15 protein-coding genes and 1 tRNA gene are annotated in these 18796 nt (G+C 32.0%); 12 read left to right on the plus strand and 4 right to left on the minus strand.

What is annotated here, in order from left to right; all coding sequences use genetic code 11:
- Positions 1-15: 15 nt before the first annotated feature.
- Positions 16-966, plus strand: coding sequence for a homocysteine S-methyltransferase family protein (locus ACHRV0_RS11570; protein WP_395440940.1), 951 nt, complete (start codon positions 16-18; stop codon positions 964-966).
- Positions 967-1125: 159 nt separating this feature from the next.
- On the opposite strand, the gene ACHRV0_RS11575 is transcribed toward ACHRV0_RS11570, so the two are convergent.
- Positions 1126-3510, minus strand: a complete 2385-nt coding sequence (locus ACHRV0_RS11575) for an outer membrane beta-barrel family protein (protein ID WP_395440941.1) — start codon at positions 3508-3510, stop codon at positions 1126-1128.
- A 142-nt stretch (positions 3511-3652) separates the two neighbouring features.
- Between ACHRV0_RS11575 and ACHRV0_RS11580 the strand changes: the two genes are divergently transcribed.
- Both ACHRV0_RS11580 and ACHRV0_RS11585 read left to right on the plus strand, forming a co-directional pair.
- Positions 3653-4675 (plus strand): sensor histidine kinase, encoded by a 1023-nt coding sequence (locus tag ACHRV0_RS11580; protein WP_395440942.1) that lies wholly within the window; start codon positions 3653-3655, stop codon positions 4673-4675.
- Complete coding sequence (locus ACHRV0_RS11585) at positions 4672-5361, plus strand: LytR/AlgR family response regulator transcription factor (protein ID WP_395440943.1); 690 nt, start codon at positions 4672-4674, stop codon at positions 5359-5361. Before ACHRV0_RS11580 ends, ACHRV0_RS11585 begins: the two co-directional genes overlap by 4 nt.
- A 57-nt stretch (positions 5362-5418) precedes the next feature.
- On the opposite strand, the gene ACHRV0_RS11590 is transcribed toward ACHRV0_RS11585, so the two are convergent.
- Positions 5419-5490, minus strand: a tRNA-Glu gene (locus ACHRV0_RS11590).
- Positions 5491-6045: 555 nt separating this feature from the next.
- On the opposite strand from ACHRV0_RS11590, the gene pnuC reads away from it, so the two are divergent.
- From pnuC to ACHRV0_RS11625, 7 genes are read left to right on the plus strand one after another with little or no spacing between them, the layout of a single operon-like run.
- The gene (gene pnuC, locus ACHRV0_RS11595; protein ID WP_395440944.1) at positions 6046-6621 is read left to right on the plus strand and encodes a nicotinamide riboside transporter PnuC; all 576 of its coding nucleotides are present in this window, start codon (positions 6046-6048) and stop codon (positions 6619-6621) included.
- Positions 6608-7603: an AAA family ATPase gene (locus ACHRV0_RS11600; protein ID WP_395441029.1), complete on the plus strand. Its 996-nt coding sequence runs from the start codon at positions 6608-6610 to the stop codon at positions 7601-7603. Before pnuC ends, ACHRV0_RS11600 begins: the two co-directional genes overlap by 14 nt.
- A 24-nt stretch (positions 7604-7627) precedes the next feature.
- The gene (locus tag ACHRV0_RS11605; protein WP_206734760.1) at positions 7628-9220 is read left to right on the plus strand and encodes an AAA family ATPase; all 1593 of its coding nucleotides are present in this window, start codon (positions 7628-7630) and stop codon (positions 9218-9220) included.
- Entirely contained in the window at positions 9208-10179 is a 972-nt protein-coding gene (locus tag ACHRV0_RS11610; protein WP_395440945.1) for a hypothetical protein, read from the plus strand. The genes ACHRV0_RS11605 and ACHRV0_RS11610 overlap by 13 nt, the downstream gene beginning before the upstream one ends.
- The gene (locus ACHRV0_RS11615) at positions 10172-11932 is read left to right on the plus strand and encodes a hypothetical protein (RefSeq protein WP_395440946.1); all 1761 of its coding nucleotides are present in this window, start codon (positions 10172-10174) and stop codon (positions 11930-11932) included. The genes ACHRV0_RS11610 and ACHRV0_RS11615 overlap by 8 nt, the downstream gene beginning before the upstream one ends.
- Positions 11925-12506 carry a hypothetical protein gene (locus ACHRV0_RS11620; RefSeq protein WP_395440947.1) on the plus strand — a complete coding sequence of 194 codons (582 nt, stop codon included), beginning with the start codon at positions 11925-11927 and terminating at the stop codon, positions 12504-12506. The genes ACHRV0_RS11615 and ACHRV0_RS11620 overlap by 8 nt, the downstream gene beginning before the upstream one ends.
- Positions 12493-13851 (plus strand): AMP-binding protein, encoded by a 1359-nt coding sequence (locus ACHRV0_RS11625; RefSeq protein ID WP_395440948.1) that lies wholly within the window; start codon positions 12493-12495, stop codon positions 13849-13851. The genes ACHRV0_RS11620 and ACHRV0_RS11625 overlap by 14 nt, the downstream gene beginning before the upstream one ends.
- A 289-nt stretch (positions 13852-14140) precedes the next feature.
- On the opposite strand, the gene ACHRV0_RS11630 is transcribed toward ACHRV0_RS11625, so the two are convergent.
- The gene (locus ACHRV0_RS11630; RefSeq protein ID WP_129056210.1) at positions 14141-14695 is read right to left on the minus strand and encodes a porin family protein; all 555 of its coding nucleotides are present in this window, start codon (positions 14693-14695) and stop codon (positions 14141-14143) included.
- 88 nt (positions 14696-14783) lie between these two features.
- A complete protein-coding gene (locus ACHRV0_RS11635; RefSeq protein WP_395440949.1) occupies positions 14784-15938 on the minus strand; it encodes a helix-turn-helix domain-containing protein in 1155 nt (384 codons plus the stop codon).
- Positions 15939-16246: 308 nt separating this feature from the next.
- Here ACHRV0_RS11635 and ACHRV0_RS11640 point away from each other — a divergent pair, with 308 nt between their 5' ends.
- A complete protein-coding gene (locus tag ACHRV0_RS11640) occupies positions 16247-17590 on the plus strand; it encodes a serine hydrolase (RefSeq protein ID WP_395440950.1) in 1344 nt (447 codons plus the stop codon).
- 446 nt (positions 17591-18036) lie between these two features.
- Positions 18037-18744 (plus strand): DUF6090 family protein, encoded by a 708-nt coding sequence (locus ACHRV0_RS11645; RefSeq protein ID WP_395440951.1) that lies wholly within the window; start codon positions 18037-18039, stop codon positions 18742-18744.
- Positions 18745-18796 lie beyond the last annotated feature (52 nt).

An 18796-nucleotide genomic window follows, 5' to 3' on the forward strand; every position in this document is an offset into this window, starting at 1 on the left:
TTTGATGAAGTGAAGATGAAAAAGACTAAAAATACACTGCCAAACGAATCTGAAGATTTGTTTTTAACTGATGGAGGACTCGAAACAACATTGGTTTTTCTAGAAGGTTATGATCTGCCTTATTTTGCTGCCTTTGATATATTAAAAGATCAAAAAGGATACGACAGCATGAAAAACTATTATTCTCGGTATTTAAAAATTGCCGAAAAGTATAAAACCAATTTTATTTTAGAAAGTCCAACTTGGCGCGCAAATCCAGAGTGGATTGAAAAAATTGGATACCCAAAAGATTCCTTATTTGAGTTGAATAAAAAAGCAGTTTCGCTTTTAACAGATTTAAAAACAGAATTTTCGAATACTGTAAAATCTATTCTTATAAGCGGCTGCATTGGTCCTCGAGGCGACGGTTATGTGCCGGATAATTGTATGAATGTTGAAGAAGCGAAAGAATATCATTTGGCACAAATAAAAGCTTTTAGTCAAATGCCGGTTGATTTTGTTTCGGCACTTACCATGAATTATATCGAAGAAGTGATAGGTATTGTTCAAGCTGCAGAAACTGTAAGTTTGCCTGTAGTTATTTCGTTTACAGTTGAAACCGATGGAAAACTGCCAACTGGAATGAGCTTAAAAGACGCAATCGAAAAAATAGACAAAAGTGTAAATATTCCTCCGTTATATTATATGATAAATTGTGCGCATCCTACGCATTTTGTAAACGAACTGAGAGCGAATGCAAACGAAAATTGGGTAAAAAGAATAAAAGGTTTTCGAGCAAATGCATCTTGTAAAAGCCACGCCGAATTAGACGAAGCCACAGAATTAGACCGAGGAATTCCTAAGGATTTGGGTAAAGAATACAAAAACTTAAAAGATACTTTTAGCCACTTAAATGTATTTGGCGGCTGCTGCGGCACTGATGAAGAACATATGCACGAGATTGTAAAGCAGTTGAAAGTAATTTAAAACAGCTTTATAATTCTAAACTTAAATAATTTGCCTCTTTGATTGCAGAATTTTTTATTTGTTTTGAAAGCTCCAGCGGAGCGGAATATTTATAGCACAATTTATTTCCATGCACAAAAAGCTCCAGATTTCTCTGAAGCTCTGTTTTTGTTGCTGCAATTAGTTTATTCTATTTCTTTCGTCTTCGTTTCCAAAATCGCGCTGTTTTGATTTAATATTTTGATTACCAAATTTATAACTTAACGAAATTCTAAAACCTCTAGTGTCACCGTAACTTTTTATATTTGTTTTTATTCCGTTTGAAGTGTAGGTAATTAATGGTTTTTGTGCATTCAATACGTCTTCGGCTAGAAATGTAATTGACAGGTTTTTTTTGAAAGTGAGCATTTTAACTGAAATATCTAAAATGTTCAAAGTCGAAATATTAAATATTTGATAACGTCCAGGAAGCTGTAAACCGTAATTTAATCCAATAAATACTGTTTTGTTAGTGTTTACAGTAAAGTCATTATTGCTGTAAATATATCCGTTGTATCCATCTATAGAACTAATGAAATTTGTTCTTGATTTTACATTTTGATAGTTTAAATTAAAACCTGTAAAACTATTCCACCAAGAATATTTATTGAAGTTGTACGAAGTAGAAAACCCTATTTGATACGTATTTGCATAGTTTAACGGCATTCTTTTGGTGCTGTTTGTTTCAGGATCGATGATAGATAATTCCTGCCCGAAATCTGAAACCTGAGAAAAATAAACAGAGTTAACCCATTTTTGATTTCGGATAAACGAAAATTCAAAATTATCAATTAACGAAGGTTTTAAATATGGATTTCCCTGCGAATAAGAATAAGGACTTGTTTGAATTACAAAAGGATTTAAATACTCAAACTCAGGTCTGCGGATTCTTCGACTGTAATTTAAAGAGAAAGAATTGTTTTCATTTGGCGCATAAGTCAAATAAGCCGTTGGGAAAAATTTTATATAATTATTTTCAGTTGTTTGATTTAGATTTTCAGAATAACCTTTGGTTTGTGTAGCTTCAATTCGCAAACCCATTTGTGTCTCCCATTTAGAATTTATCTTTTTGCTTCCCGAAAAATATAAAGCCTGATTGTACTCTTTGTAATTAAAAATATTCGACTGGTTTGTATTGAAAACCGCAATTCCTGTTTCATTGTTGTATACGGCTAAATTGTTATCAGTATTGGTATGAAAAGCTTTTGCTCCAAAACTAATGTCTGCCCATTGATACGGTAACGAAACGTCGACATTTGCAGAGTAATTTTTGATTGTATTGACATTGCTGGTGGTCGACGAAAAAAAAGTGTTAGGAATAACATTTTTATTGCGATCTAATTCATTTCCAGAAAAGAAACGATAATCATTTTTATTGTAATTGAAGTAATCCAGATTAATCGAAATATTTTTCCCTAAGCTGTCTAATACAAAAGAATTTTGAAAATTAACAGTATTCATTTTCGGATTGTTGGCTGCATTAACATCCGAAGCGATATAAGAATCTGCCGTTCCGCTATTATTATATATAGTTGTAAACGGGTTATTAGTTGAGGTTTTGTCTGTAAAACTGCCAAGATATTGAATTCCTGCTGTCCATTTATTAGTTAGTTTGTAATCAAGACCAAATCCTAAACTCAATACATCAATTACAGATTTGTTTTTAATATCTTCTTTCCATAACTCGTTTGTGTAAAATATAGCACTTTCAGAAGTAGAGCGTAATTTTTGTTTTCCTTTGTTAACAGAAGCCTGCACCGAAATTTTATCATAGTTGTAAGTAAATAATCCATTTAGGTTTTCGCCTGCATACGTTTTTTGTGTGTATGAAGTTCCAATATTCGCATTCCATGAATTTGCTTTAGCATTTTTTAATTTGATATTAATAAGTCCGCTGTTGCCCTCTGCATCATATTTTGCCGGCGGAGTAGTTATCACTTCAATACTTTTAATGTTATCAGACGGAATTGATTTTAGAAACGCAGCTAAATCTTCTTGCGGCATTTTTTGCAAGCGATCATCAATCATGACAAAAATTTCACCTTTTCCAACAATCGAAATAATTTCATTTTGAACTCTTACCGTTGGCGTTGCTTTTAAGGCATCTAAAGCTGTTCCGCCTGTGGCAGTTACAGAATTTTCGACATTAAAAACAAGTCGATCGACTTTTTGTTCAACCAGTTTTTTTCTAGATTTTATGGTTACTCCTTCAAGGTTTATTGATTCTTTAATTTCAATTACAGCTAGATCAATGTTTTGGTCAAGAGTAATTTCTTTGTTCAAGTATTCTGTTCCAAATTGTTCCAGCTGCAATCTATAGCTTCCTTTTTCAGTTTTCATTTCAAAATTCCCCAAACTGTCAGTCGAAACAGATGTAACCATTTTGTTGTCCTTAAATAAACTGGCAATTACAAATTCGACTTGCTCTTTGTTTTGATTTATTACTTTTCCTTTAATAGAAAATTGCTGGCTGAATGCATTAGTTTGACTAAGAAGAATAAACAATAGGATGATAACTTTTTTCATAGGTTTTGATTTAATTACCATGCAAAACTGTGCTGAAAAAATGCCTAAAACTAGTTTTATCGACAAACCCCCGTGAATAATCTACAAACCCGTTTTTAGACTTTTTTATGAATGTATATCTTTGAAAAAAATAAATATCAATATGCGTAAGGAAACATTATCACTAAAGGCAGAGATTGTCATTCATGTTATATATTGGCTTTTGATGGCGTATTTTATATTTGCCAAAAATCCAATACAAACAAATGTTTTTGTTCCAGATTTGTTTTTTATAACCTATTGTATTGTTTTTGTTTTTACCTTTTACTTTCATTATTTGATTATAATGAAAAGGGTTTTTAAAGCCTTTCAATGGAAAATATTTTTTGCAGGCGTATTTGTTTCTTACCTGTTTTTTACCTTATTAAGATGGCTTACTGAGCAAGTTATAACAGCAGTTTTGTTTGATAAAATAAACTATATAAATCCTGAATTTTTTAACTATATGTTAGATAATTTGAATTACTGCAGTATGGCCGTAATTTTGAGTTCACTGCTTTGGTTTGTAATTTATTTTATTCGTCTTTTAGAGTACAATCAGATTATTTTGGAAGAAAATAAAAATACCGAAATCAAATTTCTAAGAGCGCAGATTAACCCGCATTTTGTTTTTAATACACTAAATAATATTTACTCGATGGTCTATTTTCAATCGGATAAATCTTTGGAGGCGATTGAAAAATTAAGTCAAATTATGCGTTTTACGACTTATGAATCTCAAAAAGAAAAAATTAGATTGCAAGATGAAATCGATTATATAAAAGCCTACATCGAACTTGAACAATTAAGGCATCAGGAAAATGCTTATATCGATTTTCGAATTGAAACGGCAGACGTTTCAGAAGAAATTCCGCCTTATGTTTTATCTCCATTAATTGAAAATGCTTTAAAACATGGATTAACTTCAAACGAAAATCCGATTTTAATTAATTTGAATTTGAAAGACAAAAAGCTCAATTTTAAGGTCGTAAATAATATCGCAATACAAAAGAAAGATAAGCTGGGCGGAATTGGGCTGGATAATTTAAAGAAGCGATTAGAATTTCATTATCCTCAAAAACATCAATTAAAATTAGTGAATCAAAATAATCAGTTTACAGCTGAACTTGAAATAGATTTAAAATGAAAAAAATAAATTGTATTATATTAGACGATGAGCCGTTTGCAGTAAAACTTATGGCAGATTATGCATCAAAAGTTCCTAGATTGAATGTTTTGTATGCTGATTCGGATGTTTTTAAAGCAATAGAAATATTGAACAATGAAACAGTCGATTTGGTTTTTATTGATATTCAAATGCCGCAGCTTACCGGTATCGAACTAATGCAGATGTTTAATCAAAAGCATAACTTTATTGTTACAACTGCTTATACAGATTATGCCTTAGATGTTTTTCAGTTTCACGTAATTGATTATTTACTGAAACCTATAGTGTTCAATAGGTTTTATCAAAGTGTTGAGAAATTTATTCGTTGGCAGGAAACTTTTCAGAACCAAGATTCTGAAGATTTTTTACTTGTTAAAGCCGACAGGAAGCATTATAAAATTGCGACAGATAACATTCTTTACATTGAAGGATTAAAAGATTATATCCGAATACACACAAAAGGCGAAAAAATTATGGTTCTCGAAAATATGAAAGATATTCTCGAAAAACTGCCTGTAAACCAATTTGTACGCATTCACCGTTCGTATATTATTCCAAAGAACAAAATAAAAATCATCGATGGAAACCAAATTCAGTTGATTAGCGGAGAGCAGCTTCCAATTGGTGAAACCTACCGAAAATTAGTGTCTGATTGGTTAAATTAAAAGTAGTGCAAGTACCTAAAAACAAAAAAGCTTCAGATTTCTCTGAAGCTTTTTTTGTAGTCCGTGGGGGAATCGAACCCCCCTTACCAGGATGAAAACCTGGCGTCCTAACCGATAGACGAACGGACCTGTTTTGCTATTGCGGGTGCAAAAATGCAACTATTTTTGAAATACACAAAAAGATTCCGAAAAAAACTTTTTAAAATTAGGCTTGAAATAACACGTTTTGAGCTAGAAAATCACAAACGAAATGAGTTAGTTTAAGTGTATTTATTTGGTTAATAACAGGTTATTTTACACTAAAAAATAAGGTAAAGAAGGTTTTTATTCGAATAAAAATTTTTAATAAAATTTAGAAATGTTTTGTTTTAAAGAATATTCTTGCGGATTTTTCATAGTTTTTTTGAAAAGTCCAGCTGAAAATAAATGTCAATATCTCCTTTTTTAGACAATTGTATAGTTTTTCTTCGTCCATAATTCGAAAGAACACATCAAAAACGGACAGATGTGTTTTTCTAATTTCTTAGATCTCCATTTTTCAGACAATAAGATGGTTAATGATTCTAATTTGTTCAAAAAGTATTAGTCGTTCAAAAAGTACTTAAATAAAGAGATGCAAATTGTTTAAATGTTATTCGTTATCAATTAAAATTTTGATTCATTATTATATATTTATACCCAATTATGGATACAACTTTAGAAATATTTGGCGCATTTTTCGGCTTTATGGCTGTTTATTTTACTATTAAACAAAATATCTGGTGTTGGTATTTTGGTTTACTTCAAGTAATATTATATTGTTTTATTTTCTACACAGCCAAATTATATTCAGATATGATTTTGCATGTTGTTTATGTTTTTCTGCAAGTATTTGGCTGGTATAATTGGAAATATGGTGGTTCAAATCACAGTACATTGCGTATAACATCGATAAAAAACGAAACGTTTTGGATTGGTTCAACGATTTTATTATCCTTTTGTTTAGGTTATATTATGCAGACAAAAACGGATGCATCTTTTCCTTATGAAGATGCTTTTATAACCATTGCAAGTCTTGTTGCTCAATATTTAATGATTAAAAAAGTATTGCATTCTTGGATGTTTTGGATAGTTGTAGATGTAGTTGCTATAGGCGTATATTGGTACAAAGGTTTGTATTTTACAACAGGGTTGTATGTGCTTTTTTTAATAATGGCAATAATTGGTTATCTAGAATGGAGAAAAGTATATAATGAAGAATTTGAATATGAGCGAGCATAAAGTTGGATTAACACTAGGTAAGTTTGCGCCTTTTCATAAAGGGCATCAATTATTAATAGAAACTGCTGTTAATGAAGTTGATGAATTAATAGTGTTAATTTATGATGATCCAGTAATAAATATTGCTTTAGCGACCAGAGCAGCTTGGATACGTGAAATATACCCGAAAATTGTAGTCATCGAAGGTGTGAATTCGCCAAATGATACTGGTTATACGCCAGAGATTATGAAAATTCAGGAAGATTATGTTTTAAGTGTTTTAGGTAATCGTACTATCTCGCATTTTTACTCGAGTGAGCCTTATGGCGTACATATGAGTATTGCGCTGAATGCTGTAAATCGACAAGTTGATGTTAGTCGGAATATTATTCCAATCTCTGCCACAAAAATTAGAAAAGATTCATTTGAAAATAAGAAATTTATTCATCCCATAGTTTATAAAGATTTGATAACAAAAGTGGTATTGCTTGGAGCTCCATCAACTGGTAAAACTACGTTAGCAGAAAAATTGGCTCTTCATTTTGATACGCAATGGATGCCTGAATACGGAAGAGAATATTGGGAGAAGCATCAAATAAATAAAAGACTAACTTTAGAAGATCTTTTAAAAATTGCTGAAACACACATTGAAAGAGAAGATGCTCTTGTGCTGCAGTCAAATCGAATTTTGTTCTCAGATACTAATGCGATTACGACCTATTTGTTTTCGCTGGATTATCATGGAACGGCACTTGCAGCCTTAGAAAATTTAGCAAAAGCAGCAGAGAACAGGCACGATATTATTTTTGTCTGCGATACTGATATTCCTTATGATGACACTTGGGATCGATCTGGTGATGTGAAGAGAAAGGAATTTCAGCAAAAAATAATAGAAGATTTAAACAATAGAAATCTTAAATATTATATGCTCAGCGGTACTATCGATGAACGAATTGAACAAGTATCAAAAGTATTATCTGCCTCAGAGAATTGTAAATTTTAAATAACTTAGAATCAAAATATAGCTATGTCTGATTTATTAAATAAAACGATGGGATTTTTTAAGAAAGTTCCAGAATCACCAACAAATCCGCAAGATGCCAAAAGCAATAATAAATTTCAAGTAGAAGATCTTTATTCAGCTGATGATTTTCAAAAAGAATCTGGTGATGCAATTACTTTAGATGAGAAATTGCGCCAAGCGTATTTTTGGATCGCTAATACGGCCATTATCAGTCCGTATTATGATATCGAGTTTAATGACAGCGATCCTAAAAAGTTTTTATTTGGAGACAGTAAAGTACCCGTTTATCTGCCTACAGATCAAAGCTATTCTAGTTTTGTATTAATGCCTCTGTTAAATTTAGCTGTAAGAGGTAAATGTCTTATTGTTGGCGGGCCAGGCCGCGGAAAAACAGCTACTTCTGTTTTGATGGGTTTGCTGGCTGGATATGATAATAAAGATGTAATGAGAGCCATTCAGCATGGTCAGCCTCAAATGACAATTTCAGATTTATTAGGACATCCATTGCCTTCGGATATGGTAAAGGCCGAAAAAACTTCAGATATTCGAATTGCTTGGCGAAAATGGCTGGGCATGAGAGTAAAAATTATTGATGAATATAATCGAATTCCAACCAGAACGCAATCCGCTTTATTAACTGTGCTGGCCGATAACTATGCTGAAATTTTTGATCAGATTTATGAATGTCCTGATGGCGCATGGTATCTGACTGCTAACGATGATGCAGGTGGAGGAACTTATCAGGTTATTGAAGCCTTAAAGGATAGAATTGATATTGTTATTAGAGCTATGCACTTTAATACAAGGTTTATTGAAGATTTATTGCAGCGCATTGAGCTCAATTTTAAGCCAGAAGCAATAATTCCTGAAGAAATTATTTTTACAGAAGAAGAATTAACGACTGTAAATAAACAAATTAGAGGGATTCAAATAGATCCAGAATTACGTAAACGTATCGAGTTTTTCTGCCGCCAGTTTGAATTTTTTGAACCTGCGTCTAACCGACTGGAATATATGACCAAAGACACGGCAAAATTATCTGGTATGGATATGCGTGTTCTTTTTAGAAAAGAAACAGGAAAAGATCCAATTAAAGATTTAGGTTCGCAGGCAAAGAATGGTTTGTCTGTTAGAAAAATCATGACATTACTAATGTTTTCTAAAGCATTGGCTTATTTTAGAGGAAATCGAAAAGTAGAATTAGAAGATATTAGACAAGTTCTGCCATTTGTTTTACACGACAGTTTGACGCCGCATTTAGAATCTCCATTTTTCGATCAAATAGGCAATGAAGTATACAGAGTAGATCGAATTGTGTGGCTGCGAAACTTATTCGATTTGTCTTGCGATGAATATGTGAGTCAGGATTTGGATAGAAATGATCCAGTTGATCGATTTGAAGAGGAATTTAAAAAAGGTCTTGAAAATATATCTTCAAAAGAAATTGATAATCGACTTTTAAGTATTGAAAAGCAGCTGCAAAAGTGGTCTGAAGAGAAAAAGCTGTACGGTTATCGAGCTGATGATATTTTAAAACTAAAATATCTGCATCAACGATACACCAATTACAAAAGATGGCTGCAATGGAAAAAATAAGCTTTCAACCACTTATTGCAGAATTAAGCGAAAAAAGTACGTTGTACAATCGATGGTACAATGAGAGCGAAATGAAATATGGCAATTTGCCTGCTCATGCAATTACGAGTTGGATGGTAGAAGTTGTTGAACCAATTGTAAAAGAAACGACTGCTTTAAATTCTGCTCCAGAAAAAATTCATGAAATTGTAAAAGCGCTTTATCAAGAATCATTGAAGTTAATTGGAAACGGATCTGCAATTCGCTATAAAGACGAATACAAAGAGGCTTGGCTCTTAATGGTGCAAATGCCAAACTTAGTCGTGAAATTTCCTGTAAAAGTAATTTCATTGTTAAATGACGTTCTTTTTAATCTGCATATATATGCACCAGAAAAAATAATAGATTGGTGTACTCTAATCAAGCTCAGCAGCTCTGAGATTAAAACTATTGAAGATTTTAAAATTGCAGGACGTATTTATGCGTGGAGATGCGGTTTGGCACATTTGAGGATTCGTTTAAATACAGATTTCAAAGAACTTTCTGAGAATCTGCAAGAAATAGTTAGCAATGCCATAAGTTCCGACAAAAGTTCGATTCAACTTTTTAAGAATCCGTGGGCGGATGAAAAACCAAAATTTGAAGGCGTACAAGGCGGTTTTAAAGACACAGATGGATTTTTTGAAAATCCGCCGAGACTAGCAAAAATTGATGGAAACATATTTGTAACCGATTCGAAAAGCAGTTATGCACTTTTTGCAGACCAATTTGGAAAAGTTTTGGTTCCTGCAAATTCTGTTGATGCATCTCTAATTTTATCAAATTCTAATCGATTAGATAACTTGGAGAAATGGCTTGGAAAAGGCAACGAAAAAATTGACACAAAAAAGATTTCATCTTTTGCGACAACAGAAAACACATTGGTTTTAACGTTGCAAAATTCCTATTTTTTATACTTATTCAGTCTTGGAAATGCATAATCAATCTGAAATAAAAGAAACATTAGCCGCTTGGAAATCGTGCTGGCAGCAGGCAAAACTGGAGTGGAATCCTTTGCTGCGCTTGCAAGAACCTATTTGGTGTTTGTCGCATCAGGAAGCTCAAAAAGAAGGGCTTTCGGGCAGCTTTGCAATGATTCGGTTAACAGATCATCGCATAGTGATAAACTTAGAAGAAATTGTAGAACGCGGTATTGTCGATTACGCTGTTGAGGTATTAGCACACGAAATAGGGCATCACATTTTTGCACCTGCAAATTTATACGACAACGCTGTTTTGTTGAACCGAATTCGTTTTGCTTTACCCGGTATTGAGGATCGAGCACCGATGGTGTCAAATTTATATACTGATTTTTTAATCAATGATAAATTACAGCGTGTCAATAAATTAAAAATTTCAGAGGTTTATAAAGCGATTAATTCAGAAGATAATTTTTCTGAATTATGGACATTAATGATGCGTACTTATGAATATTTGTGGCGTTTGAAACGCGGCGAATTAGCAGTGAATTTATCATTTCACAGTAAAAAAATAGATGCTGATGCTTCATTATTAGCTTCTTTGGTTAGAAGTTATTCAAAAGGCTGGATTCATGGCGGCGGAAGATTTGCTGTAATGTTATATCCCTATTTAATGGATGATAAAACGTTTAAAGATGCACGCAAAAAGATTTTGATACTATTAGATGCGGAAGATGCAGGCAAAGGAGCTATGGATATCTCGGGCATGACAGAACTTGATTTAGAAGGCTATGATGAAATAGTCGATATGCGAAAAGAAGCGATTAGTTTAAAAGAAGACGGCGGCAAGAAAAACATCGATGTTTTAGGTTTAGATGAAAATAAAAAAGGCGGATTTGGACCAAGAAATGGATATATGGGTCCGGGAAATTATATCGACTTAATGCAGCAAGTCAACCCAAATGCTGATGAGCAGAGTTTGGTTAATGCCTATTATAAGGAAATTGCTTTATCTCATTTAATTGATTTTCCTGTAGAGACTTCAGAAAATGTTTCTATGGATTTACCAGAAGGATTGGAAACGTGGGATATTGGAGATGCAATAGAAGAAGTAGATTGGCTGCAATCGGCTATTTTATCACCTGCAATTATTCCAGGATTAACCACTCAAAAAAGAACTTATGGTGCAGACTCTGATAATAATATTTCAGAAGGACCTTTAGATGTATATATGGGGATAGACTGCTCTGGTTCGATGATGAATCCAAAAGAAAATTTTTCATGGCCGGTTCTCGCAGCAACAATTATTGGATTATCTGCTTTACGTGCTGGAGCATCCGTTATGGGGTGTTTATCTGGTGAACCAGGAAGTTACTTGGAAACAGATGGTTTTATTTCTGATGAAACAGATTTGCTAACTACCTTAACCTCTTATTTGGGAACTGGTTATGCCTATGGAATTGAGCGATTGCGAAAACCGTTTGGAGAAAAACCAAATAAAAAATCACATATTGTAATCGTTACAGATAATGATATATTCAGCATGTTAAATTCTGATACACAAAAGAAACAAACGCACTGGGAATTGGCCGAAATTGCATTAAAAAATGCTGGCGGGCACGGAACTATGGTTTTGCATTCTTATCCAGATTACCAAAAAGATTTAGTAATACGGTTAGAAAAAATGGGTTGGAAAGTATATTATGTCACAAATGAAGCTGAACTTTTAAAATTTGCATCAGAGTTTTCACAACAAAATTATGCCTATGTCTAAATATGATGTTTTTGAACTAGTTACCTATTTAAGAAAATGTCCAGACAGCTTTTTAAAGTCTTCGGATTTTCTTCTTAAAGATGGATTGAATTCAACAGCCTTAATTTGTGATACATACAGAATTGTAAGTAATGATTTTTTAAGAACGGAATTTAACATACCGACCAATACTGATTTAAATCTTATTAAAGATAATCATTGGCTGGCAATTCATATTTCGGTATGGCTTCTTAGTCATCAAGATTTTATAAATAAGCCATTTATTGCAGATAAACTCTATAATTTTTGGTTTGAAGAATTGCGTGAAGCTGCTGCATATGTAAAATTTAATGAATGGATTAATGATGATGAACGTGCGGAAGAAATGGTGCGTTTGCTGCTAAATTGTTGTGAGATCATACCTAACGGCGAAAGTTATGATGAAGCGGCAGATAAATTATCTTCATTAAGCAGTGCAGACAGGCATAAAGTTTTAAAACAATCTTATGAAGCGCACGAAAGAATAATGGCCATTAAAAGAGAAATGGCAGAGAAAAAAGCCAGAGAAGCAGCAAATACCTATGGACGCGAGTAGTAATCCACAAATTGCATTAACAGATGAGGAGCGTTTTCCGCTGCTTGATGATTTAAGTTTCTTAAATGAACTTAGACAAGATGCTTTTGCTCCAAAATTTAATTTTAAAAGCGGTGATCGATTAAACGCAGTACAACTTTTAAAAGTCCATTCCTATAAAAAAAAGTACTATGATAAAACAGTATTTTGGAACGAAGGACAAACGCCAATTTGGGTAAATGACTATTTAAAATGGTGTCTTAAAACAGTACCTTTTTATGAAAAAAAAGGCACTGATTTAGATTCTTTTCCAACCATTTCCAGAGAAGACATTAGAAAATATCCTTATTTATTTGTTTCTAATGAAGCAAATTTAGAGGAGTTGTTAGTGTATCATACTTCTGGATCTACAGGACCAAAGTTAGATGTGCTTTTTGATGCCGTTTCACAAGCCAATTGGCTGCCGCAAATAGAATCGGTTCTAAAAGATTTCGATATTCATATAAAAGAAAGTAAAAATACAGCAGCAATTGCTTTGATTTGTGCACAGCAAAAAACATTGACATACGCTTCTTTATCAACCTATTTAGAAGGAGCGGGTATTTTAAAAATAAATCTAAATCCGTCAGATTGGAACCATCCTGATGATTGTAAAAAATACCTTGAGAAATATAATCCGCAAATTCTTACTGGTGATCCAATCGCTTTTACAGCATTATTAGATTTAAAGCCTAAACTGAATCCGAAGGCCTTAATATCCTCTGCTATGAAGTTAACAAAAGGCACCAAAAGCAAATTAGAAAATTATTTTAAATGCCCTGTTATCGATCTTTATTCGTTAACAGAATGTAGAAACATAGCTTATGCTTCAGAAATTGGACATAAGATTATTCGGCCGGATTTGTATTTAGAAATTTTTGATGAATATCAAGATGTGAAGCTTCCATATGGCGAAAGAGGAGAATTAGTAGTTACCGGAGGCAGTAACCCTTTCTTGCCCTTAATACGATATAGAACAGGTGATTTTTGTAGTTTAAAGATAGAAAATGGAGTTCCGTTTTTAATAGATTTAGAAGCTCGAAATCCAATAGTTTTTTTAACAAAATCAAACATGAAAATCAATAATATTGATGTTTCTAATCGTTTGTCTCAGTTGTCTTTGGCAGGATTTAAAATGCATCAGCAAAAAGATAAACTGATTCAATTTGTAGGATATTCTAATGAACATACTTCGGAGGAAGTTGCTGAAGTATTGAACACAATTTTTAAAAATGATATTGATATTCTGGTAGATATTCAAAAAATATCTCAAAATAATGCTGTAGAAAAGACTCTGTATTCTTCAGACCTGCAGACAGATTTATAATTATAAAATAAAGTGTCAATCAAGAAGCTGTCCTTTTAAAATACAAATGTTTGTGAGTAATGTACTTGAATTTATGTTTTATGAATTTTAGAAACGTAACACGACTGGAACTTGTATTTATCAATACGGATATGATTTTGCTGAATCTGAAATAGAAAAAAAACACCAGCTTTTTCAAGTGGTGTTTTACTTAGTTTCAGGCAACGTTAAAATGTCTGACCAGTTTTTTTAAGATTTTGATAATGTTGTTACAAGAATTTGAATTCCTTTTTAGACCAAATCATAAGCTTTAGAAAAAGAAATAACCAACAGATACTTGAAACAGTCCGTTCTTATTTTTGCTAGAAGAATTATCTACATTATTAATGTCAGTTAATCCTAGATTATATCTTACGCCAAAATTAAGTCCGTTTTCAAGTTTATAGCCTAAACCAAAATTAACGCCAAAATCAAAAGTATTAAACGAATCTTTTACGTTTATTTTTTCATTTTTAGCATCAAGCAAAAAGCCTATTTGCGGTCCGGCTTCAACACTAAATCCTTTAGTTAGGTAATATTTTCCCATTAAAGGAAGGTTCAGGTAACTTAAAGCAATTGTATTATCATTGAAACTGTATCCTTGACCAGAATACATTAATTCAGGCTGAAAAGAAAATTTATCTGAAATAGGAATTTCTGATAAAACACCTAAGTTAAATGCTGTTACATAATCAATGCCTTTGGTGTTATCTCCGCTGACAGTTGCGAAGTTTAAACCTCCTTTTGCACCAAATTTAATTTCTTGGGCATTAACATTTGCAAAACCTAAAACTGTAAGAACAGCTAGTAATAATAGTTTTTTCATAAAAAGTGATTTGAATTATTTGAGTACAAAATTGATTTTAAAAAAAGTAGAAAAGGTTTCAAAAACTTAAAATTGCACAAATCGGTACTTATTTAATAGTGTTTTTGTATTCATTAGGTGTTTGACCGGTTACTTTTTTAAACGCCTTATAAAAAGTGGTTTTTGAAGTAAACCCAGACTCTAATCCCATTGCCAGCAAATTGTAGTTTTCATAGTCAGAATTTGAAATCATTTCCTTGACCGCTTCAACTCGATAGTTATTTATATAATTGGCAAAATTGTCTCCAGTAATCGTATTTATAATTAGTGAAACATAACCTGCACTTATGCCAAGTTGTTCGGCAACTTTTTCTCTGTTTAATGTGCTGTCAGTATAAATATGCTGCTCTTTGCAAAGAAGTTCTAGTTTTTGAAAATAAAGATTATCTGCCGTGATAGATTCTTTGTATTCTTCCGAGGTATTATTTTCTTCTGTCGGGCCGCTTTCTATAATTTGAAGGCTGGCAGATGAAAGCGCTAAATCATTGTTTAGAAAATGATAAATAGCATCTTTGTTCTTGGCAAGTTTGTATTTGTAAATGCCGGCATAAGCTGTCCAATGAATTATAAAGGTAGCGCATATAGCCAGCCAGCTCATGGCAGCAGAAATATCTAATTGAAAAAAATAACCAGCCAAATAAGTAGTCAGCCATGTAACCAACAGCAAATGCATGAAGGTTAATATGGTAATGACCCATTTTTTCTCCTGAGGGTCTTTTAAATGCCTTATCATAAAATAAGAATAAAGGGGCAGAAACAGGACAATGATAACGGCCATTAAAAGCTGAATAATCCTGAGTATATTGATTACAGGTATGTATGCCTCGGGAATTTTATAAATTCCTGCTATAATGTCAAGACAAACAGCAACATTAAGAATGCTGTTAAAGACAAATGGAATGTAATACAAATACGTTTTTTGTTTGTTTTTTACTGTATCATCAATGCGGTTTATAATAAACTGGAAAGTGAAAACGGGTAATAGAAATATCCAATCGACAGCGTCTGTAAAACGTATTAAAGGATAGGATTTAAACACATTTTCAAGTTCAAAAACATAGTTTAGTAAAACGATTGAAAGTGCAAATAGCAAGTAGGCTAGATATTTATTTGAATTACTATTGAATAAGGAAGATTTTAGAATAATGATGCCCAAGATTACTCCTTGAAAAATCGCAATATTTAAAATTGTGGTATAAATCAATTTTTTAAAGTAAAAGTTATTTTTAAGATTTGTTTTGGGGAACAATGGTATTTAGTTGTTTTTTAAAACATAGCTTATTTCATACTAAATTACAGAACGAATTTAGGTTAATGCAAATGATTTTTTGAAGGGATTAAGAAATGATTAACTAAAATGTAAATTAGAAATCTGATCTAAAAGAAACTTTTTTTAAAATAATTAAGTAAAACATACAAATATAATTGATATATCAATTATATTTGTATCAATAAAAATGATTTACTAGAAAGCAAACAGACTAAAACAATCTCAAACGGAAAAAAAATAATATGAAAAAAAAATATCTAATCAATAAATTGCTGCCAAGTTTGATATTCATTCTTTTCTCGACACTAATTTTTGGACAAAAAAAAGAAGCAGTTAATCTGGCAAATTATATGCAGGCACAGGTTGACGTAAATAATTTTAGCGGTACAGTCATAGTCACAAAAAATGGCTCAGTTTTACTAAAAAAAGCATATGGTTTGGCAGACTACGAGTGGAATACTAAAAATACAATTGATACTAAATTTCAGTTGGCATCTGTTACAAAGCAATTTACGGCAGCTGCTATTCTCTTACTAGTCCAAGAAGGGAAGTTGTCACTTACCGATAAGTTAAGTAAATTTTTTCCAGATTATCCAAAAGCAGATAGTGTTACCATTCATATGTTATTATGTCATTCTTCAGGACTGGCGTTAGGTTTTAAAGAATTGACATTAACTACTGTTTCTAGTGATGTTGCGTACGAAGAAATAAAAAAAATACCCTATGAGTTCTCGCCGGGAACTCAAAGTGCTTATAGTAATATTGGCTATTACTTATTGGGGAAGATTATTGAAAAAACATCTGGTGAAAAATACGCGGTTTTTTTGAAGAAAAATATATTTGACAAAGCAGGAATGAAAAATACAGGAGTAAGTAATAATGATTCGATAATTTCAAAAAAAGCAAGAGTTTATTATAGAACCGAAACAGGATTTGTTCAGAATCCTTATATCAATTGGGGATTTAATGTTGGACACGACGGCATTTATTCTACTATTGAAGATTTGGCATTATGGGACAATATACTTTATGGAACAACAATACTAACAGCTGAAATGAAAAAGTTGATGTTTACTTCCTATAGTGATGAAGGTTTTGGATATGGATTTATGATTAATCCATTTTATAATCATGGACATCAGCTAATTGGACATGATGGAGGTTTTTTTGGTACAATGACTTCTTTTAATCGGTTTACAGAGGATAAAATTTTTGTGACAGTACTTTCAAACAACGAATCATCTTCGCAGATTATAGCTTACGGTCTTTCAGCAATTGCATTACAGATGGAGGTTGAACTTCCTTACAAACATCATCAAACGAAAGCAGATAGTGCTCAGTATGATAAATACGCAGGCAAGTATGGAAAAATCGAAATAATCAAAATTGGAGAAAAACTATTTTATAACAGTTCAGAAATGGAGCTTTTGCCTGAGTCAAAAACAAAATTTTTTAGAGCGGATAATAATGATAGGACGATAGAATTTATACGTGATAAATCAGGTGCTTACAATTCAATATTTCTAACAAAAGGAGGAGTGAAAGAAATTGTAAAGAGAAATGGCGCACTTACCAATGAACAATAATCCTTTGTCGATGCGAGTATTTTATTGGTGGATATAAAGTTATTTCAAAGTGTAAACAGACTAAAATAAAAAAAGCTTCAGAGAAATCTGAAGCTTTTTTAGTAGTAGAAATGGTCGATTAGTCAGCCAAATATAGTATTGCAGAATAAGAATCTTAGTTTTAAAATATCGTGATTGTTTGTGTATAGAATAGAAAGAAAACTTTTTTTGTTTTCATGTCCGGATTCATTTTATGCATCAAAAACAGCAGTAAAATAAAAGTCCATATGATGATTTATAATTGAAAAATTATATATTTGAGAATTAATATTGTGAGATATTTATATCACAATATTAGCCCAAATTTGCATGGATAAGTATTCATTTTCCAAATGTATAATAAGTTGTGCTATTTTATAAAACAAAGACAAAAACAAATTAATCAGAGAATATTTTAACCAAAAACTATGCAAGAAGAAGTACAAAAACACACTCAAAGAATTTACAAAGCGGCGAAAAATAAAGAGCACTCATTGGGAGATAAAGTGAAAGAAATCCTAATAGAAATATTCATAATTGTTTTTGCAGTAACACTTTCAATATCGCTGCACAGTTGGAGCGAACATAAACATCAACAAGAAGAAGTAAAGGTATTTCTTGAAAATTTAAAGAATGATTTGCAAAATGATGTAAAAAGCATCGACATTGAAAAGGAAGCATACAAAAAATCAAACATGGATTATGAAAAAATTTTAGCGCTAACGCCTCACCAACTTGACAGTATTTACAAGTCTAAAAATAAAGTTGAGTTCCCAATTTATTCACATGGACCAAAAATGAATATTGGTAATTTTGAAGGTTTTAAGTCTAGTGGTAAAATTGGGTATATTGAAGACGAAAAATTAAAACAGAAAATCTTAAATTATTACCAAATATATGTACCGGCAATCAACGAGGTCGATAAATATTATAATGATTTTCTGTTTAAGTGTTTTGATAAAATGATAGAAAATGCAGATAAATCAGAACAAGAGATGTATGCAGACCCAAAATTTAAAAAGACAGTTGAATTTCTTGTCAAACTAGGTAAGAATAATATAAGGGTTTATGATCAAAACACAAGACCACTAACAATTGAACTTATTAAAGAAATTGAAAAAGAGCTGAATAAATAAAACACACATACCTGAGTCAGGCAATAGATAAACAAAAAAGCTTCAGAGAAAT

The organism is Flavobacterium sp. FlaQc-30, assembly GCF_044005885.1.
GTDB lineage: Bacteria > Bacteroidota > Bacteroidia > Flavobacteriales > Flavobacteriaceae > Flavobacterium.

Excerpts from the sequence above, each read along its gene's own strand:
- ACHRV0_RS11620 (WP_395440947.1), top strand. The coding sequence starts at position 11,925 with ATGTCTAAATATGATGTTTTTGAACTAGTTACCTATTTAAGAAAATGT.
- ACHRV0_RS11630 (WP_129056210.1), bottom strand. The coding sequence starts at position 14,695 with ATGAAAAAACTATTATTACTAGCTGTTCTTACAGTTTTAGGTTTTGCA.
- ACHRV0_RS11580 (WP_395440942.1), top strand. The coding sequence starts at position 3,653 with ATGCGTAAGGAAACATTATCACTAAAGGCAGAGATTGTCATTCATGTT.
- ACHRV0_RS11610 (WP_395440945.1), top strand. The coding sequence starts at position 9,208 with ATGGAAAAAATAAGCTTTCAACCACTTATTGCAGAATTAAGCGAAAAA.
- ACHRV0_RS11575 (WP_395440941.1), bottom strand. The coding sequence starts at position 3,510 with ATGAAAAAAGTTATCATCCTATTGTTTATTCTTCTTAGTCAAACTAAT.
- ACHRV0_RS11625 (WP_395440948.1), top strand. The coding sequence starts at position 12,493 with ATGGACGCGAGTAGTAATCCACAAATTGCATTAACAGATGAGGAGCGT.
- ACHRV0_RS11605 (WP_206734760.1), top strand. The coding sequence starts at position 7,628 with ATGTCTGATTTATTAAATAAAACGATGGGATTTTTTAAGAAAGTTCCA.
- ACHRV0_RS11615 (WP_395440946.1), top strand. The coding sequence starts at position 10,172 with ATGCATAATCAATCTGAAATAAAAGAAACATTAGCCGCTTGGAAATCG.
- ACHRV0_RS11600 (WP_395441029.1), top strand. The coding sequence starts at position 6,608 with ATGAGCGAGCATAAAGTTGGATTAACACTAGGTAAGTTTGCGCCTTTT.
- pnuC (WP_395440944.1), top strand. The coding sequence starts at position 6,046 with ATGGATACAACTTTAGAAATATTTGGCGCATTTTTCGGCTTTATGGCT.
- ACHRV0_RS11645 (WP_395440951.1), top strand. The coding sequence starts at position 18,037 with ATGCAAGAAGAAGTACAAAAACACACTCAAAGAATTTACAAAGCGGCG.
- ACHRV0_RS11640 (WP_395440950.1), top strand. The coding sequence starts at position 16,247 with ATGAAAAAAAAATATCTAATCAATAAATTGCTGCCAAGTTTGATATTC.
- ACHRV0_RS11585 (WP_395440943.1), top strand. The coding sequence starts at position 4,672 with ATGAAAAAAATAAATTGTATTATATTAGACGATGAGCCGTTTGCAGTA.
- ACHRV0_RS11570 (WP_395440940.1), top strand. The coding sequence starts at position 16 with ATGAAAAAGACTAAAAATACACTGCCAAACGAATCTGAAGATTTGTTT.